This window comes from Candidatus Chloroploca mongolica (genome assembly GCF_004762035.2).
GTDB lineage: Bacteria > Chloroflexota > Chloroflexia > Chloroflexales > Chloroflexaceae > Chloroploca > Chloroploca mongolica.
Genome location: NZ_SIJK02000002.1, coordinates 133,486 through 151,727 on the forward strand (window position 1 = coordinate 133,486; position 18,242 = coordinate 151,727).

The window sequence follows — 18,242 nt, forward strand, 5'->3', positions numbered from 1 at the left end:
ATCCAGGATCAGAATTTCGTTCAAACGCAGGAGTGGAGAGCATTATGCATGAACATCAGAGCCGCGAGGCTCTTGCCAAGTTGAGCGCCGGCATGCTGTCGCTCCATATCTGGGTGGTGATTAGCTACAGCTGGTATCTGGTTCTCCAGACAGGCTTTTTTGGGGCAGGGCTTCTGGGGATGCTGGTAGCAGGTGGAGCGCTGATCTTTTTGCTAAGCCTGGGAACACTCTTTGTCAGACAAGTGCTCCAGGAGTTGCTTCGGAGTGCTCTGGCCCGTCAGTGGGTCAGCGGAGCAGGGTGTATGACAGGAATCGGAACCTTCATTGCGATGGGGATTGTCGTAGCCTGGGCACTAACCCGTGATCCTATGCTGGCCTGGTGGATCTTCGTCTTTGCGCCGCTAGGTGGCCTGATCATTGGACTGTTGGTGACATTTCTCCTGCCATTGCTGCGTCGGTTCCGCTAGCGTCGCAGGATATATGAGCCCTATCGTCGGCAGGCGTACCTTAATCAGGGAGAAGGTAACGATGAACTTCTTTCGGTCAAAAGCACTACCGTCAGACACCCCAACGCTACGCAACCGTGAACCCGGCCATGGGGTTTTGCCCGAAGAGATTTTTGAGGTCTGGGGTGATATGATCGACCTGAGCGATTGCGATGCACCAACTCGTTCACGGCTCGCCGGGCAGTCGACAACGTATATGTATACTTTGCTCCGTACACTGCTTGATGAAGAGGGTGAGTTGTATGCCGGGTTCAAGCTTGAGCGCTGCAGTGATAGCAAAGAGCAAGTCTATCTGCTGGTGAAGGGCGAAGGGTTGCAAGGCGAGATTGGGGTACATCAACTGGGAGGCTGTTTGAATCTCTTTGGCATCCTGCGTCTGCCCCAAAAGTGGGGAACCGACCCCAACCCGCTGGTGCGTTTATCACGTTTGAATGCGATCCAACGTCGCGATGTGACTATTTTTCAGTCGCTGTTGAAGTATGTGCTCGATCAGACTGCGGAGGCTCTTGATGAACAACGCATTCGTTGAAATGCCTGTACTGCACTTGATAACCGCTCCTTCCTATCTGCTTACAGGACAAAAGCAAGATGCCTGTCATTGTTTTTTTGCCGCCACGATTACGAGCATCCCAGAGCTTGCGTCGTACCCGGAATTTGAGCATGTCGACTTGCTCGATCAGCTCCGCCGTGTGCTCGACACACAGCGCTTGCTATTGATTGGACTGGCCCAGCAACAGCCACACCAGGGACGGGCACGGGCACTTGATTTGCGCTACATCTTTCAACCAGAAGAGCCTTCGCGTCGTTTGACCATTGCACTGCTGGGCAAGAGTGTTGCGGCAAGCACTGAGGAGGCGCACAAAGAGGCCGAGGCGCTCTGGTTAGAATTGAATGCGCTCTTTCCCCGTCACCTCTATCGAAGCGGCTTGCAGCCAGTGATGACCGAGGACGAGTTAGCAAGGATCATGCGCCCGATCAGCGAGGGGCAATGTGTGATTACCCTGCATAAGCGGGTCGAACAAACCCGCCTGCTTCGTCTGCCCGGTGCGCATCCTGTCGCCTACCCCTTGCGCTGGGGCCTCAGTACGTTGCGTGAACTCTGCAAGACCATGCTCCAGGCCAATGCACCATGTATGCTCAGCAGCGCACTCGCGCCGACCTCACTCACATCTGATGAGCGACAGGCACTCAATACGATTGCCGGGCGGCTACGACGGATGGGCGAGGGTCGCGAGCGCTCACGGCGCATGGGCGAAGCTTCAAGCCTGACGGGCGGTGAACGCCAGGTACAACTCCAGAGTCGTGTCGGTCAAGAACGTGAACTCTTTTTGCCCGATCCGCAGGCACAGATCAATGCTGAGATTTACGAACAATCGCTCCGTCAACTTGAGCACGCGCTGCTCTGGCGTTGTTATGTGGTTGGGCGTGGAGCTATGCCCCACAGCGTTGCCGGGGCCTTCGTGGCCGAAGTGGTGGGTGCAAGTCAGCCAACACCCTCAAGCAATGAGCCAGCCCCAACCGCCTATCTTCCTGAGACATTGCCCTTGGAGCGCGAGGAGCGCAGACAAGCCCTGAGCAATCTCGATCATCTCGAATTTGCCCCGCACGCACATCAGTGGTCAGTTGCAGAGGGTGGCGATCTGGCACAGGCTTATAATCAACTGACGCGCCTCCCTTGCTTGATTGATGTGCAAGAGGCGAGTTGTGTCTTCAAGTTGCCTTGTCTGCCAAGTCGGGACGAGATTGGCGTGCGGTTGCACTCAGGGGCTTTTGTCAGCCAGAGGCCGTTTGAGCATGAGGTAGGGGCACTGAAGCTGGGCCGAGGCGACGATCAGGCACTGTGGGCGGTGGCCCTCAACGACCTTACTCGTCATACCCTGATTGCCGGCACAACCGGGAGTGGCAAAACGACGACCTGTTTGAATCTGCTTGAAGGGTTGCTCCGCAATCAACCAGCCATTCCTTTTCTGGTACTCGAACCAGTCAATGCCGAACACAATGACTACCGAGCATTGCTTGATTTGCAACATGGGCCACAGGTAAATCTCTTTACCCTTGGTGATGAAGAGACAGCTCCCTTTCGGCTCAATCCATTTGCATTGGCGAAAGGGATCAGTGCTGGTGAACATATTGCGGCCCTGATGACTTGCTTCAAGGCCGCGTTACCTATGTGGGAACCATTGCCGCGCATTTTTCTCAAGGCTTTGCGACGAACCTACTACCGAGCAGGGTGGGGGCCGAGTCGCAAAGCAAGAGGCACTGGCAATCCATCCTTCCCGACCATTTATGACTTCTACACCGAGCTATGCATGGTCGTTGACAATGAGATTGAGCATGCTGGTGAAGTACGTGACAACATCCGTGGCGCAACCAAGCTCCGCATTGAAGCCTTGATTGAGAGCGGGTGTGGGCGTATTCTCACTAGTCGTGAGTCACTGCCGGCAGATGTATGGCTTGAACAGCCTACCATCCTGGAGTTACGGCATATTGGTGATGATGAAGATCGATCGCTGATGTCGGCCTTTGTGCTACTGGCACTCCGCGAACACTGCGAGGCGACCCGCAAACGACAAGGGGGGCTCCAGCATATCACGCTCATCGAAGAAGCCCATCGCCTGCTGGGGCAGGCTCCCGAAGGGGCCAGTCCAGAGGTAAGCAACATTAAAGGTCAAGCAGCAGCGGCCTTTGCGCAGATGCTCGCTGAGACACGCAAATATGGCGAGGGGCTGATTATCGCGGAACAGCTACCTACCAAGCTCGTACCGGATGTACTGGGCAACACCGGGCTGAAGATCATGCATCGTCTTACGGCGAAAGAAGATCGTGAAGTGATGGGCCGCTCGATGCGTTTCACGCCTTTCCAAGAAGACCATGTGGCCGCATTGAGTCTCGGTCAAGCGGCACTCTTTGCCAGTGCGATGGAAGCACCGGTGCTGATCACTATTGAAGGCACACGCTGGGACAAACTGCGTGAGCATGCTCCGACCGATCAAGCAGTGCGCGAACGGATGCAAGCGCTCTATGCAGCGCAACCCACAATACGGCTCCCCTTCGCTGGCTGTGCCCAATGCCCGCTGCCGTGCCAGGTACGTGATCACGGCGAGGCCCTGGCTGCGGATCGGTCACGGGGCTACGAGGCAATGGTCTATGCCGTGGCCGAACAATTTGCTGAAGAAGGCACGCTTCACGCCTTCTTCACCCAACTCGCTCACCAGAGTAGGCAGTTCGCGGCGCATCAAACGGGAGCGCATAGTTCGCTTGAACAAACTGCGATTGCCTACTGCACCTTCCTCCACTTCAAAGTACGCAGTAGCATGCTCCGTCATCGCAGCGATACGGTATGGGAAGAGAACTTTCGGCAGGCGCAGCGCACACTGGGCCAGGTATGAAGAGCGATTCGTTGCCCCACGTTGTTGCCTATGCCTAACCGATAAAAGCGTGGAAAGAAGCAAGGACACTGCCATGCCTCCTGAGCAATCGAGTGTAACCGATACCATAAAAGCGCCTGGAGAAACGAAACGCACACACCACGGAATAACGCGTATTGATGGCTTGCTGGCACAGCCGAGCAAAGGAGGAGCCGAGCAATCCCAGACGAACGAGCAAAGCAACTTGACTGGTGATCCAGGCAAAGCTGAACGAGGGATGACTCGGATTGATAGTGTACTTGCTGACAACGGCCAGGCTGGTGACAAACAACTCAAGTCGATGGAACAGGCACAGGCAACGAGCGATACGAGCCAAGCCCAGAAAGGGATCGCCCGGATTGATCAGCAACTCGGACAAGAGGCAACGCAAGCCGAAACTGAACTACGTCTTGTCAACGAAGCAAGCTTTCCGGCCAATGACTTCAGGACACAGCAAGAATTTAAGCAGATTGATCAACAACTTCAGGGCAAGGAGCAGCCCAATGAGGGATGGCGACAAAAAGAGGTTACGCATATACCACCAACGGACGAAGTCACGTTTAACGAGCTACAACCTGATACCATCTATGAAAAGAACGACTATCGCTTCGAAACAGATGGACGTGGGCGAACCGTTTTGATCGGCGGTTATCTACAAAACGAAAAGGGTGACCGAAACCTCAAGTTGCAAGGTGAAGCCGGCAAGCATGGAGAACAAAATGATGAAGGTGGGCATCTGATTGCGACCCGTTTCAATGGCCCAACTGATAGTTTTAACCTCGTGCCTCAAAATAGGAACCTGAATCGGAGCGCATGGAAGAAGATGGAAAACGACTGGCATAACACCCTTGATAATGGGGGCACAGTCGAAGTTGCAATCAGCCCGGTCTATATGGATAATAGCGTTCGCCCCTTTGGGTTTGATGTGCTCTACTGCATCAAAGATCACACGGGTGAGCACTATGAAACCAAAACGTTTTATAACGAGAGCAGCAAAAAGGAGTAAGCTATGTCAAGCACCGTCGAAGAGTTAACCCAGCAAATCGGCTCTGCCATCACCAGTGCCCTTCCTGAAGCCTGGCATGAAGCCTATGTGGAAGTCGTCTTTGAAGAGGATGTCATCACATCACGCGGTAGGTATCGTTCTGCCCCAGATGGAGTTGAGCATAGTTTTCCCCTTCCGGGATCGATCAATCGGCTTTTTCAGCAACTACGGGTCCTGACCAGTCAAGCTGAGCAGGATATGTGGATGAAAGCGCGCTTTACGATCCAGTCAAATCAACACTTCACCATTGAATTGGGATATGCTTCGTAGGTACACTCTAACTGCTCCAGGAAGAGCTGCGGCCCGGCGAGGCAACGGGTTGCCCGTAAAAGGAAAGACAGATGCAACACGTATATAAATGGATCCTCATGAGCTTGGGCGCATTTGTCCTAAGTACGAGCCTGATTGCCTGTCAGGGACAGGGGTCTGCAAGTAGCGGGCCAAATGTGGTGATTATGAACGCGCAAGGCACACCGGTGGGCGGAACAGCAAGTAGCGTAGTTGCAACACCTGCGGCGACAGCTACACCCGTCCCCCAACCCAATCTCTTGGAAAATGGTGATTTTGCCAGCGACTGGACTGACGGCTGGGAGCGCGATAATGGTCCGGTGATTAACGGGCAGAGTGTCGTTGAGGTCATCCCTTCATCACGCGGGAGTTCCGGCAATGCGGTACGCTTGATTCACGATGGCGAGGGTTTTTTGAGTGTCTACCAGGTTATTGAGCTAACCTCGCCTGATGTAGTGATCAGTGCTGAGGTCAACCCAACAGCAGAGACGCCATGTGGGGGCTTTCTCAAAGCTTGTACTGGTATGGCGGGCCTCCTGATCTATCTGCTCCATGGCAACGAAGGCACACCAAACGAGCGGTCAATCGGCTCACTGGCTTACCTGTATCCAGGCACAAACGACCGTCTACGACAAACGTCTGATGCCACCGCACGCTATCTGTTTGTGGCGCAGGGCTGGCAGACGGTACGGTTCAACTTGCGTCAAGAGATTGTCAACAGCCTGCCGGGAGTAGACCTCAGCACCGTCAAAGGCATTATGGTGGGTGTTATTGTCGGATCGGTGGGTGAATGTGATCCAGGTCAGTGTTATGCTGAAGTTCAGGCAACGAATCTGAAGATCGAACCATTCAAATAGGCCTCGACTTGCAAGTATCTAGCCTCTCACCTCTTCACACATCATTTGCACCTGACTAGCTTCAGGCAGGGCAGGCAGGGTAAAATGGGCGAGGCCTCGTTCGTCGGTTGTGGCCGAGAGCGTCTCGTCGCCGATGACGAGACGTATCTGCCAGCGCGTAGCGCCAGTCGTATCGCGCACGAGTACCCGTATCCACGGGCCGTCGTGGTCGTGCCCCGTGCTCAACGAGAGCATCGGTGCACCAGTGACTTCGGTGAGCGTACCGGCAAAGAGGGCTTGTTGCGATCCACTTAAGGTTGCCAGAGCAGGAGCTAGCCGTGGCATATTGATCGTCAGGCGAAAACGACGAACCATGCCCTGAAGCACCTGCAAAAGCACATGTTCACCTTTCGGCGTTGGTGGCGAAAAAAAACTTGGGGGCGTCCGATCGATAACAGGGAGGGTCTCTGCGGGATCAAGGAGCAGGTCCATGTCTTCTGAGAGTTGTTCATAGAGCCTGAGACTTGCCTCATTGTGATCGAGATGGCGCAAGAGAGCTGCATAGGCAGGATTGTTGTCGACATCTTCACCGGAGCGTTCCGCAAGAATAAACTCAGGCAAGAGTGCAGCGGCCTCTTCAGGCGTCAGTTCGTCATTGGTATGCAGCGCCCTGGCCAGCCGCGCTGCAGCCTGGTCGGGTGAGTGAGGGTTAGACATGGGCATCAACCTTTGCTGATCCGGAAGAACCGGACAAGGGGGTGTCAACGTAGGAGGCGAAGCGCGCCATCGTGGCTGGATGTTCGCGCAGCCGATGTAAAGCCCTGGCTTTGGCGACCCTGGTACGATGCAGAGGCAACCCGAGCTCTTTGGCAACATCACGTGGAGGATCACCCTGAAGAAGGCAACGGACAAGGGTGATCCGCTCGAGAGGATTTGTAATCACTGCGAAGAGTAGATCCGCTAGTTCCTGGGTTATTACGTTGGTTTCAACAATGTCGGCGAGATTCAACATATCAACCGCCTCGTAGGCCTGTGTCCCATCTTCGTTGGTAAGCGACACTTCCTGTGCTTTGGGCCGAAGATCGCGCTGGACGGTACGAAAGACCTGGATGGCCCAGGCGAGAAAGCTTTGCGGCATCCGCACACTTGCGAGTTTCTCGATGACACGGGTTACCGCCTCTTGGGCTAGTTCATATGCCGTTGCTTGCGGTGTTCCACCACGCAAGGCCAGACGCACAAAACAGAGCCATACTTCCTGGGCGGCTCGTTCTTCACGGGCCTGGATGCCATTGTAGAGGTGAACGCTATAGACTCGATGGCAAGCCACACGCAAGCGCTTCTCGGGCGCATCTTCCGCCTTGAGATTTTGATACTCTGCGAAGACACGATCAAGAAACGGATCTTCACCTTCAGGCGCAATCAACTCCCACTGATTACGTGCGGCGAGTTGCTGCCATACCATTTGGGCACGTTCACGGTCTGGAGCATCCACGTTGCTACCTCTCCGCAAAAAGTCTTGCTTTGCGGCAATGGTAGCACAGCCGGTAATAACACGTCAACCTTTTGGGGGTTTGATGGTTTTTAAGCAGTACATCAGGGAGTGCCGATTTCACTCGGCATCCGGCTTAGCCGACTGAAGTCGGCACTCCGGTTCGCCCGATGAAATATTTCATAACCGTAGACAGGATTCTGAAGGGATCGGGTCAGCAGGTGGTACCACGTCCTGCTGCCACGATACAATGCCAGATGCGTTATCCATTACCAGTCATGCCGTTACCTGGATCGGCTACTTGTACGGGTTGCGGCTGTGTCGTGACCTGTGGCAGCTGGATCGAACCAAGAGCCAGAGCCAGGCCAAACAGTACCGTAACGCCGAGGCGCTTCAGAGCCTGTTGCATCCATCCTCACCTCCTTCTTGTGCAAACTCGTCGTGTTGAGCGACGGCACAGAAAGAGAGCAAGGAAAAAGAAAAACGTATCAGGCACATTGAAGGCCTGATACGTTTTTGGCAAAAGATCGTTGGCCGAAAAAGAAGCGCCCCTCCCACTAGGCAAATGCCCCTGGCAGGAACCACCGGAATGTGGCATCATAGCGTGAGAGGTTACCTTTGCGCTCTGTTTGCCTGATTGGGAGGATCTGCCTATGACCCTGGTGAATTTGTCGACCGTTGATCCAGCTACGTTTGCGGACGAGCTTACTTTTTTGATGGATTGTCTGCGTGAGGCGTTGCTTGACTCTGGTGAGCCGGATCTGGCTAGGGTGTTGCCTTGGATTACACCTCCACAGGCTGATCCTCCTCGCGCCGATTTGCCGCCCGAACGGTTGGTGCAAGCGCTTTCGATCGCGTTTCAGTTGTTGAGTATGGTTGAGCAACGCGCTGCCGTGCAGTATCGCCGTACTACCGAGACCCGCGCTGGTCTGGCGGCTGTGCCTGCGCTCTGGGGGGAGGCGTTTGCTCAGTTACAGGCCCACGGCTTCGATGAGGCAACACTGGCCGCTGCGCTGCCAACGATACGCGTTGAAATCGTGCTGACGGCGCATCCGACCGAGGCCAAGCGCGCTACTGTCCTTGAACATCATCGTGCCCTCTATCTGCTCTTGCTCAAGCGCGCGCATCCACATTGGACCCCCTATGAGCAGCAGGCACTCCGTACTGAGGCGGTGACCCGTCTGATTGCGCTCTGGCGTACCGGCGAGATTTTTCTCGATAAGCCGGATGTGGCCTCAGAGCGACGCAATATTATTCATTATCTGCGGACGGTTTTTCCCTCCGTCCTTCCTATGCTCGATGCACGGGTGCGCCAGGCCTGGCAAGCAATTGGGTTCAATCCGACGCTGCTCCAGTCTCCCGAGGCCCTTCCGTCGCTCCAGTTCGGTACCTGGGTCGGTGGCGACCGTGATGGGCATCCGCTGGTGACTGCCGAGGTGACAACCGAGACGCTCGCGGAACTCCGCCGCCAGGCGCTTGGTCTGCTCTATGACCAGTTGAGCGAACTGGCGAGCTATTTGAGTCTGTCCGATCAGTTGCAGGCTGCGCCGCAGCCCTTGCTCGATCAGATCACGACCGTCGCCTCCCAATTGGGCGAACGAGGGGCGCACGCGCTCGCCCGTAATCCAAATGAGCCGTGGCGCCAGTGGATCAATCTGATGATCGCACGCCTCCCCGACGCACCTGCGGCGATGCACGTCTATCAGCAAGCCGAGGAACTGGTGCGTGACCTGCGGATCCTCGCGCAGTCCTTGGAGATGATCGGGGCAGGGAGCCTCGTGACGCATCTGGTGACACCGCTCATCCGTAGTGTCCATACCTTTGGCTTTCATCTGGCGCGGCTCGACATTCGCCAGAATAGCGCAGTTCACGACCGTGCGCTTGGTCAGTTGCTCGCTGCCGCCGGTTTTGTGGATCATGATGTGACAACCTGGGATTTCGCACGCCGGATGGATCTGCTGACCCACGAACTCATCTCGCCACGGCCCTTTACGCGTGCGCGAGCGGGCGTCGGCACCGAAGCCGATATGATCCTCAGCAGTTATCGGGCGATCCGTATTGCGTTGCACACCTATGGCTCGGCGGGTCTGGGTGGGCTTATCGTTAGCATGACCCGCAATATCGCTGACTTGCTCACGGTCTATCTCTTTGCGCGTGAGACCGGCCTGCTCATGGTCACACCGGATGGCCTGGCCTGCCCCCTGCCGGTGGTGCCTCTCTTCGAGACCATTGAGGATCTCGAGCGCAGCCCGAGCATTCTTGCGGCCTTTCTGGATCATCCAATGACCCGACGCAGTCTGGAAGAGCAACGACGCCAGACAGGCGCGGCGGATCTGATCCAGCAGGTCATGATTGGCTATAGTGACAGTAACAAAGATGGGGGCCTGATCGCGAGCCTGTGGGCGCTCTATCGTGCCCAGGCGGCCCTCGCTGCCGTCGGCCAGGCGCGGGGCGTCCGGATTCGCTTTTTCCACGGGCGCGGTGGCACCATCAGTCGAGGGGCCGGGCCGACGCATCGCTTCCTCAAGGCGTTACCCGCTGGATCAGTTGGTGGCGATGTGCGCATTACGGAACAGGGTGAAACCATTGCGCAGAAATATGCCAACCCCGTCACGGCAAGCTACAATCTCGAACTGTTCCAGGCTGGTGTCGTCCGTACAACCATGCGTGAGCGACTTGGTCTTGCGACGGCACATCCACTCGAACCGACGATGGATCGCCTTGCCGCCTGGAGTCGTGAGGCCTATACGACGCTGCTGAGCAGTGACGGGTTCCTGCGCTTTTATCGTCAGGCCACGCCTGTAGATGTGCTGGAACAGAGCCGGATTGGCTCGCGCCCGGCCCGTCGTTCCGGTCAGGCTACCTTGGCTGACTTGCGCGCTATCCCGTGGGTCTTTAGCTGGAGCCAGGCGCGCTTTTTTCTGCCTGGGTGGTATGGGGTTGGAAGCGCCCTCGAACGGCTGAAGGGTGAAGATCAAGCAGCTTTTGCGGCGCTGAGCGAACACTTGATCACCTGGGCACCCCTGCACTACATTCTCAGCAATGCAGCTACCAGTGTCGCTACCGCCGATACCGAAGTGATGGGCTGGTACAGCGATCTTGTCGAAGAGCACGCACTACGCGAACGAATGGTGAAGACCATTTTGACTGAGTACGACCGCACCGTCACGCTCCTGGAAGAGATCTATGGCGCACCACTGGACGAACGACGGCCTAACGTCCATGCCATGATCCAGGTTCGTACGCCGGGGCTACGCCTGTTGCACCGTCAGCAAGTCGCTTTGCTCGGTGAGTGGCGCAGCAAGCGGGCCGCAGGGAGTGAAGACGCCGCCATCTTGCTCAGCCGACTGTTGCTGACGGTCAACGCCATCGCGGATGGGCTCGGTTCAACTGGGTAGGCACGTGGTCTGTCAACTACATTTGGTGATGATTTGACGCAAAGGCGCAAAGGCGCAAAGGGTTATCGTATGCGATTCATTCTTTCGTTGCTCGTGCTCGTGCTGCTGATCACGGCGTTGCCCGCCCCGGCGGTACAGGCACAAGCGCCGGTGCAGCAGATGCGGGCCTTCTGGGTTGATAGTCTCAATCCCGGTTTCCATAATCATCCGCAGGTCGATGAGTTGGTAGCGAATGTGAAGCGGGCCGGGGCGAATACGATCATTGTGCAGGTACGTCGCCACGGGGATGCCTGGTATAACAATGCGATCGAACCTCGGGCGGCTGATCCGCGCCTTGCCCCTGCCGCCGAGTTTGACCCGCTCGGCTATTTGCTGGCCCGCGCCCACGAGGAGGGGTTGCGGGTTCATGCATGGTTGGTCGTTTCGGTCGTTTGCCGTACCTCGGATCGGCTCTGGGGGCACCCGGATCATGTCTGTACCGCCCACGGTCCACGGGCGCAGGGCACAGCACGCTGGACGACGGCGACGTATGCAGGGCAGCAGGTTGGCGATTTTGATTTTGGGCATCCCGAGGCGATTATCCATACCGAGCGGGTGGTCGAGCATCTGTTGCGGGCGTATCCGGCGCTCGATGGCATCCACTGGGACTATATTCGCTTTGGGGGGCAAAGCTATGGCTATAATCAGGTGAGTGTCGAGCGCTTCAACCGGGCGACGGGTCGCCCGCTCAACAGCCGCCCTGCGCCAGGTGATCCGGCGTGGAGCCAGTGGCGCCGTGATCGTGTCACCGAATTGGCGCGGCGGCTCTACATTCGATCGAAGGCGATCAAGCCTTCGATCGAGGTGAGTGCGGCAGCGATTACCTGGGGCAGCCTGGGCAACGATGGCAACTGGGGGCGTTCGTCGGCCTATAGCACGGTCTTTCAAGATTGGCCCGCCTGGTTGGCCGAGGGCATTATTGATGTGGCGATCCCGATGCACTATTTTGCCGAAGGTGTGCCACGTTCACGCGAGTGGTACGATGGCTGGCTGGCCTTTGATCGCGCCAATACCGGACGGCGCACGATTGTCGCCGGGATCGGCTCGTGGCTCAATACGCCCGAGCAAAATATCAGCCAGGTTGCCCGTGCCTTGACGCCTGATGAGCAGGGACGCGTGCTCTCGGGAGTTGCCTTCTTTTCGTATGCAGGGGCTTTTGCCGGCAGCAATGATGCGTCGCGACGGGCTTTTATGGATCAACTACGGGCAACCGTCTTTGCCCAACCCGCCCGCGCCCCCGACTGGCCCTGGATCGTCGCCCCGACTGCCGGCCATCTGCAAGGCATGGCCGCCATTGACGGTGTGCTCACGCCCGATGCGCGGGTGACGCTCATCCACGAGGGGGCCTGGCTGCGCGATCTTACCGCTAGCGCCGATGGCTGGTTTGGGGCCGTCGAACTCCCCCCAGGGAACTACACGGTCGTCGTAACGCAGAATGATCGCCAGCATACCTGGCATAATGTTGTCGTACGACCTGGATTGGTGACGAGTCTCTAAATTGCAAGGCCCGCACCACTGGCAAGCCAGGCTTGCCAGTGGTGCGGGCCTTGCAATTTCATCGAACGAATACGACCCTATAATTCGATCCGTTCTAACCCTTTCACCCCGATCTTCATACCACTCCAGATCACGCCCAGCGTAACGATCGCGGCAACCGACCAGCCAGTGATTTGGATGCCAAAGCCGGCGACGCCGCCGCCAAGCACGACACCGAGCGACCCGCTGCCTGCGACGAGTAGCAGCATCAACCCGAGATAGAGCGGGTAGAAGATCGTGCTGAGGCACCCGCTTTGCCAGGTGGCCTGTTGCTGTGGATTTTCCCAGTCGAGCCGGGGGAACGCTGCGCCGAGGCCGATGCCAAAGGCGGCGCACCCGAGTCCGACGAGCATCAAGAGGGCCCACTGCTGGACGAAAATACCAGGCGATTGATGACCGACCAGCGCAAGAATCAGCAGAAAGGCCGTCCCGATCACGGGAAAGGGCAGGAAGGCCAGGGTCATCTTGCCAAGCAAGAGCCTGCTGGCGCTGATCGGGGCAAGTTTGAGGAGCCAGAAGGCCTTGCCTTCGCGGCTAATTCCGGTGCCAGCCAGCACACTCGAAATGCTAAGACAGATGAAAAAGGCAATGCCAGCGCTGAGCAGTTGCACAAACGGGAGCGCCCACGCGACGGCGGGGGACTCAATCGTATTTGGCGTAGTCAGCGCCTGAAACGTCCAGATCCCGGCGAGTGCAAGCGGAAAGATGAGCGCCTGTAGATTGCGCAAATCGCGAAAAAAGAGCCGCAGATCTTTGGCGAGCAGCGCCCGGGCTTCAAGCGGGAGGAGCCGCGAGACCAGGGTGCTGCCTGGCAGCCAGGCGTTCCGCTCGTTCGCCTTGCGCACCCGTACCTTGCCCCCCTGATTGGCAAGGTTGCTCCAGCCATCATAGTAGAGTCGTTCGGCCAGCACGAGACAGGCAGCAAAAATAGCCAGTGACATGCCCAAAAAGAGCGAACCATAGCCGAGCAGGGCCAGCCACTGACCTTCGCCGGACGCCACGAGCGCACGCCCCGCCCAGGTCGAGGGCAGCAGCGGCATATCAAGGAGCAACAGCAGGGCAAGGGTATCTGGGCCAGCAACTGAAGCGATGAATTGGCGACTGAACTGCGACAAGAGAAAGAACGTCACCCCGATGAGACCGCCCAGAATGCTCACCAACTCACGGGCGCGACGGGCGGGGATGATGCGGACGACAGCCATCACCAGTAGCGCCCCCAGCCCCGCAGGCAAAAATGGCACCACGAGCAAGGCCACCAGGACACTCACCAGATAGAAGAACCCGTAGGCCATCCCATGCCCATAGCCAACGAGGACAGGAGCGAGCATGACAAAGAGGATGAGATACTGCGTGAGCAAACCGCCGAAAAACTTCACCACAAAGACCGCCCGCATCGGCACCGGCGCGACCAGCAGCATATCAAGATCACCCGCCAGATAGAGGGAATTGAGCAGACTGGTAAAACTGGAAAAGATCAGCAGGGTCAGCGCCAGGAGCATAATCATGCTCGGCACAGCCGCCAGCAACGGCGCAATCGCCGTGGGCAACCCGGGGGTCGTCTGAGCGGCCTCACGCAAGAGCGCCTCGAACTCAGGATCGCGTAAAAGGCTCACCGTAAAACGGGTGAAACTATAGAGCCCCAGCATCGCCAGGCTGCCCAACCCCAAGAGGAAAGCCAGGCCAATTTTGTTGCCGAGCGAGCTTCGGATGAGATTATTGCGTGTGATCTGCAAACGTGCCCGAACAAGCACGCCAATCGCATAGAGCATATCATTGTGAAGGTGGTAGGTGCGTGCTCGTGGCAGAGCCACGAGCACGCGCCTACCACCTTTTCCATACCCCGTAAGGGGTGCGACCGTCATGGCTCTATTATACCAATTCTTCCGTTGGGTCATGGCGATGCCATGCCCCTACCTGAGCGTCAATGGCAAATAGACCCGATGCGCGCCCGTGGTGGCAACAATGGGCAAGGCATTGAAACCGTCATTGTCGCGGGCCTGGATGACAATGCGATAGTCACCTTCTTCGGTGAAGCCGTCGTAGGTCACACTGTAGCGATCATTGCCCAGCGGGGACAGGGTGACAAAGGGTACGGCTACCGTGACGAGCCCTGACTGTGGATCGGGTGGTTGGTACGAGGGCGGGAAGATCTGGGCAAAGACCTCTTCGACACCATGATCGTCGCGGACCAACGCACTGATGGTGCCATTGCTGCCCTCGGTACGCACAAAGGTTGCCTCGACAATGAGCGGGCGGAAGTTGAGATCGTCACTCAGCGTTGCAAGCGCAAAACTGCGCTGCTGCGCTTCTTGCCCGTCGGCGGCTTCGTTTGGCACGCCATTGCCGTTATCGTCCAGCCAGGCGATCTGGTCGGGATAGGTCGCACGGGCAAGCGCTTTGCCGTCAAGGAAGCTCTCGTAGAGACTGTACGAGGCGAGTGAGGCGAGGAATGTGTCTGAGAAATAGGCTCCCTCGGGTGAGGCATACGCCACGTTGTCGGCAGGCGAGGAGGCGATGACGACACGTCCGACTTTGCTGAGGCTGCCCGGGTCGAGGATGAAGCTTCCGGCGAAACAGGCTTCGATGATCAGATTGACCTTGAGCCCGGGGCGGGCTGTTTCGAGTTGATTCAGCCACTCGTTGAGTTGCTCGGGTTCGAGACGCTGCTGCCCGGCGGTTTCATCAACATAGAAACGATTTTCGTCGCCATGCCCAACCATGTAGATGGTTAGGGAACTACTCGAGACAACCCGTTCACGCGCCCAGATGGTAATCGCGTTGCGCAGGTTGGTCAACGTGGCCGGGGCATCGTAGCCATCCAGGGTTGGATCGGTCGCCAGTACCTGAATGTGATCGTCGTCGTACCCGTTGGCGCGGAAGAGTTGATACGCATTGCGTGCGACCCCATGGATCTGCTGCTGCACATCATCATTGTCGCGCAATTTGCCCGCCACAATGATCACCGCGCCCCGCGTTTCAGCTGTGGTGATCGTCGTGAGATCACGCACCGACAGGTCGTACGCGACCTCTGATCCAAAGATGCTCGGATCACGGTTGATCACCTTGAGGTAGATCGTGCCGGTCGCGGGAGCGTCAAATGAGATGCTGACGCCGTTGCTAAAGGTGTTATTCTGCCCACCTGTTGGGTCACTCTCGCACCGATCATAGAGTTCGACCGCGAGACTGGCGGGGGAACCTGCGGGTGGGCGAGCCACCAGCAGATAGCGCCGTCCTGCTTCGGCACTGAAGGCGACCCAGTCGCCATCCTCGGCACGATGAAACGTGCGCGACTGGGCGACGCCGTCGACACTAATCGTTCGTGCCGTCGCACAGGTGTTGTCTGGCTCAAAATTATCGGCCCCCGCTGCAGCCTGCACCACGACGGTGTAGGCGTTCTCAAGAGTCGCCTGAGCCACGCCAGGCGTGATGACCGTCAGCGGATAGGCCTGCGGGTTCAATCCAGCCGGCACGGTTGCCCGCATGCGGGTCGTGCTATCGTGAATGACGGTCAGCGTGGTTTCACCAAGTCGAACCTCAGCCGCTGGCGAAAAATCCTCGCCGGCAATGACAATTTCGACGGGTTGCTGATTGGCACCCTGATCCGGTTGAACTTGCAGAATGCGCAGATTGGGCAATTCGACGGTAAAGGCGTCATCGAGGGTGACATTCTGCCCGTCGGGGTTGCGCACCACAATCGCGTAGACCCCGGCGGTAACCCCGGCGGGGAGCACCGCTTCGATGCGCGAGGCGCTGATGGTCGTCACATTTTCCAGCGCCGTCGTGCCGAGCGTCACGGTCGCCCCAACTTGAAAATAGTTGCCCGTCAGCGCCAGCGCAACCGGCACCACGCTACGCGCTGCCGTTGGCTCGACGGCACTCAACGTCGGGGCCTCGTCATTGAGGCCGCTCCAGAATCCGCCGTTTAGCGTATAGATGCCACCAGTCAGCGGTGGACTGCTGTCGTGGGCAAGCGAACCCTGAACCGCAAACGAGCCGCTGCTACTCGTGCCACCGCCACCACTGATCGCCGCCCACGGCAGGCCAAAGCCGGCCTGGGCCGCCACGATCGTGATCGTCAGCACGAGCAACAATCCGCCAAGAATCACCCCGAAAAGCGATGTGCGTTGCATGAGGCTGGCCTTTCCATCGCTAGCGGGTCGCATCAGCAGGCGCAGGGACATCTACCGTCGTATCAGATGAGACCGGCACCATTGGCACTGACTCGGCAGGCGTTGTTTGCGGGCGCAGCGGAGCATCAGGATTCGCCCCTGGATAGAGGAAGGTGCCCTGCTCAGCCGGGATTTTTTCCTGCTCAACAATGATCCGGTTGTCACGTGCCCACGGGTCATTGCGGATGCCCGTCACTTGCCACGAGACCTTGAGCCCCGCTGAACCCCCGGCAATCGCAAAGTGATTGTCAACAATTTCTTCGGCAATATGCAAATTCGGGGCTGCACCGCCAATCGGCGTCAACTGATAGCGGTACTCGATATTGAGCGCCTCGAAATAGTCGGGCAGGGTCACCTCGGCGCGTCCGTTGGCATCAAGCACGACATTGCCATTGTAGACATTCATCATATCGGGCGACTCGACAAACGAATGGCTCAAATAACGATTGGCCGGATCGAGCGGGTGATCGATCAAGAACGAGCCACCCGATTTGCTCAAGGTGCCCGCGACAGTGACACGACCCTCGAAATAGCCACCCCATCCCCCTGAAGCATTGCGGCCCCAGACCCCGACACTATTATCAGCCGAACTGACGCCACGTACACCAGTACTCGACGAACTACTTGCATTGACCCCGTTGCCCGATGTGCTGACCGCATTGACCCCGTTGCCCGATGTGCTCCGCCCACTCAAGCCATTCGCCGCGACACTGATGCCGACCACCCCCGAAGCACCAGACACAGTAGACTGATTTTCGACCCATAGCGCCGTGTAGCCGACATCCCCGCGCCACGTCGTGCCAAGATGGTTGTGATCTGAGCGCGCTACCAAGCTCGAGCTGCCGTTGGCACTAAAGTTGACGCTGAAGGTTGTGCCTGAACGCGACAACCCTGAACCGGCACTGTAGGTCGTATCAGTATCAGCCGCCGGTGCCCAGGCTGTCCCATCCCATTTCAGCACCTGGCCGCTGGTTGGCGCAGTCTCGGCGAGTGGTTGCTCGCGCAGGGCATTGGTGCTCTCGCTCGTGACGCTATTCTGGCTGTTGACGCTATTCTGGCTGTTGACACTATTCTCGCTATTGACACTATTCTCGCTATTGACACTATTCTGGCTGTTCACACTATGCTGGCTAAAGATCGCCATCGGCACGCTGGCAAGCTCCTGGCGGGGCGAAAGAATCGTGAACTCACCGGTAGAACCACCGGGGCGCACCGCAATTTCGAGAAACCGTGGCTCGCCATCAAAGATGTCTCCGAAATCAAGCGCTACCACAAAGAGCCCACGGTTGACCGTGACATCCTCGCGCAACAGACTCGCACCAACCTGCGAACCGCCGGTGGCAGCAGTGTAGAGAATGAAGCGCAGATCGAAGCTTCCACTGGCTGGTGCTCCGTCAGCCGTCAGCACACCCTGGTAGTTGAAACTGGTACTGGCGCTCAATGTCCCCTGAGCTTCGGCTGGATAGCGCGTGGTTGCAACGAGCACAACGACGACAAAGACCAGCACGGCCGTGAATAACGTACGCATA

13 protein-coding genes are annotated in these 18,242 nt (G+C 57.6%); 8 read left to right on the forward strand and 5 right to left on the reverse strand.

Features of this window, described 5'->3' with window-relative positions; all coding sequences use genetic code 11:
• Positions 1–44: 44 nt before the first annotated feature.
• The 6 genes from EYB53_RS02005 (at position 45) to EYB53_RS02030 (ending at position 6,103) form a co-directional block, all read left to right on the forward strand.
• A complete protein-coding gene (locus EYB53_RS02005; protein ID WP_135476209.1) occupies positions 45–467 on the forward strand; it encodes a hypothetical protein in 423 nt (140 codons plus the stop codon).
• A 61-nt stretch (positions 468–528) separates the two neighbouring features.
• Complete coding sequence (locus tag EYB53_RS02010; protein WP_135476211.1) at positions 529–1,035, forward strand: hypothetical protein; 507 nt, start codon at positions 529–531, stop codon at positions 1,033–1,035.
• Positions 1,016–3,895: an ATP-binding protein gene (locus tag EYB53_RS02015; protein ID WP_167857215.1), complete on the forward strand. Its 2,880-nt coding sequence runs from the start codon at positions 1,016–1,018 to the stop codon at positions 3,893–3,895. Before EYB53_RS02010 ends, EYB53_RS02015 begins: the two co-directional genes overlap by 20 nt.
• A gap of 73 nt (positions 3,896–3,968) precedes the next feature.
• A complete protein-coding gene (locus tag EYB53_RS02020; protein ID WP_167857216.1) occupies positions 3,969–4,919 on the forward strand; it encodes a DNA/RNA non-specific endonuclease in 951 nt (316 codons plus the stop codon).
• Between the two features lie 3 nt (positions 4,920–4,922).
• Positions 4,923–5,228 (forward strand): hypothetical protein, encoded by a 306-nt coding sequence (locus tag EYB53_RS02025; RefSeq protein ID WP_135476218.1) that lies wholly within the window; start codon positions 4,923–4,925, stop codon positions 5,226–5,228.
• 71 nt (positions 5,229–5,299) lie between these two features.
• On the forward strand, positions 5,300–6,103 hold the full coding sequence (locus EYB53_RS02030) for a hypothetical protein (RefSeq protein WP_135476220.1): 804 nt from the start codon (positions 5,300–5,302) through the stop codon (positions 6,101–6,103).
• 18 nt (positions 6,104–6,121) lie between these two features.
• Here EYB53_RS02030 and EYB53_RS02035 read toward each other — a convergent pair whose 3' ends face one another.
• The gene (locus tag EYB53_RS02035; protein WP_135476222.1) at positions 6,122–6,799 is read right to left on the reverse strand and encodes a hypothetical protein; all 678 of its coding nucleotides are present in this window, start codon (positions 6,797–6,799) and stop codon (positions 6,122–6,124) included.
• Complete coding sequence (locus EYB53_RS02040; protein ID WP_135476224.1) at positions 6,792–7,574, reverse strand: sigma-70 family RNA polymerase sigma factor; 783 nt, start codon at positions 7,572–7,574, stop codon at positions 6,792–6,794. The genes EYB53_RS02035 and EYB53_RS02040 overlap by 8 nt, the downstream gene beginning before the upstream one ends.
• A 650-nt stretch (positions 7,575–8,224) precedes the next feature.
• Here EYB53_RS02040 and EYB53_RS02045 point away from each other — a divergent pair.
• Together EYB53_RS02045 and EYB53_RS02050 are read left to right on the forward strand one after the other, a co-directional pair.
• Positions 8,225–10,969 carry a phosphoenolpyruvate carboxylase gene (locus EYB53_RS02045; protein ID WP_135476226.1) on the forward strand — a complete coding sequence of 915 codons (2,745 nt, stop codon included), beginning with the start codon at positions 8,225–8,227 and terminating at the stop codon, positions 10,967–10,969.
• A gap of 69 nt (positions 10,970–11,038) precedes the next feature.
• Entirely contained in the window at positions 11,039–12,505 is a 1,467-nt protein-coding gene (locus EYB53_RS02050; RefSeq protein ID WP_135476228.1) for a family 10 glycosylhydrolase, read from the forward strand.
• A 77-nt stretch (positions 12,506–12,582) separates the two neighbouring features.
• Here EYB53_RS02050 and EYB53_RS02055 read toward each other — a convergent pair whose 3' ends face one another.
• From EYB53_RS02055 to EYB53_RS02065, 3 genes are all read right to left on the reverse strand, one after another.
• A complete protein-coding gene (locus EYB53_RS02055) occupies positions 12,583–14,361 on the reverse strand; it encodes a putative ABC transporter permease subunit (protein WP_167857217.1) in 1,779 nt (592 codons plus the stop codon).
• 93 nt (positions 14,362–14,454) lie between these two features.
• Positions 14,455–16,674 (reverse strand): IPT/TIG domain-containing protein, encoded by a 2,220-nt coding sequence (locus EYB53_RS02060; RefSeq protein ID WP_167857218.1) that lies wholly within the window; start codon positions 16,672–16,674, stop codon positions 14,455–14,457.
• Between the two features lie 19 nt (positions 16,675–16,693).
• Positions 16,694–18,241: a DUF8740 domain-containing protein gene (locus EYB53_RS02065; RefSeq protein ID WP_135476235.1), complete on the reverse strand. Its 1,548-nt coding sequence runs from the start codon at positions 18,239–18,241 to the stop codon at positions 16,694–16,696.
• Position 18,242: the final 1 nt, after the last annotated feature.

Bases quoted from the DNA above. Each gene is read 5' to 3' on its own strand.
- EYB53_RS02005 (WP_135476209.1), top strand. From the start codon at position 45: ATGCATGAACATCAGAGCCGCGAGGCTCTTGCCAAGTTGAGCGCCGGC.
- EYB53_RS02010 (WP_135476211.1), top strand. From the start codon at position 529: ATGAACTTCTTTCGGTCAAAAGCACTACCGTCAGACACCCCAACGCTA.
- EYB53_RS02015 (WP_167857215.1), top strand. From the start codon at position 1,016: ATGAACAACGCATTCGTTGAAATGCCTGTACTGCACTTGATAACCGCT.
- EYB53_RS02020 (WP_167857216.1), top strand. From the start codon at position 3,969: ATGCCTCCTGAGCAATCGAGTGTAACCGATACCATAAAAGCGCCTGGA.
- EYB53_RS02025 (WP_135476218.1), top strand. From the start codon at position 4,923: ATGTCAAGCACCGTCGAAGAGTTAACCCAGCAAATCGGCTCTGCCATC.
- EYB53_RS02030 (WP_135476220.1), top strand. From the start codon at position 5,300: ATGCAACACGTATATAAATGGATCCTCATGAGCTTGGGCGCATTTGTC.
- EYB53_RS02035 (WP_135476222.1), bottom strand. From the start codon at position 6,799: ATGTCTAACCCTCACTCACCCGACCAGGCTGCAGCGCGGCTGGCCAGG.
- EYB53_RS02045 (WP_135476226.1), top strand. From the start codon at position 8,225: ATGACCCTGGTGAATTTGTCGACCGTTGATCCAGCTACGTTTGCGGAC.
- EYB53_RS02050 (WP_135476228.1), top strand. From the start codon at position 11,039: ATGCGATTCATTCTTTCGTTGCTCGTGCTCGTGCTGCTGATCACGGCG.
- EYB53_RS02060 (WP_167857218.1), bottom strand. From the start codon at position 16,674: ATGCAACGCACATCGCTTTTCGGGGTGATTCTTGGCGGATTGTTGCTC.
- EYB53_RS02065 (WP_135476235.1), bottom strand. From the start codon at position 18,241: ATGCGTACGTTATTCACGGCCGTGCTGGTCTTTGTCGTCGTTGTGCTC.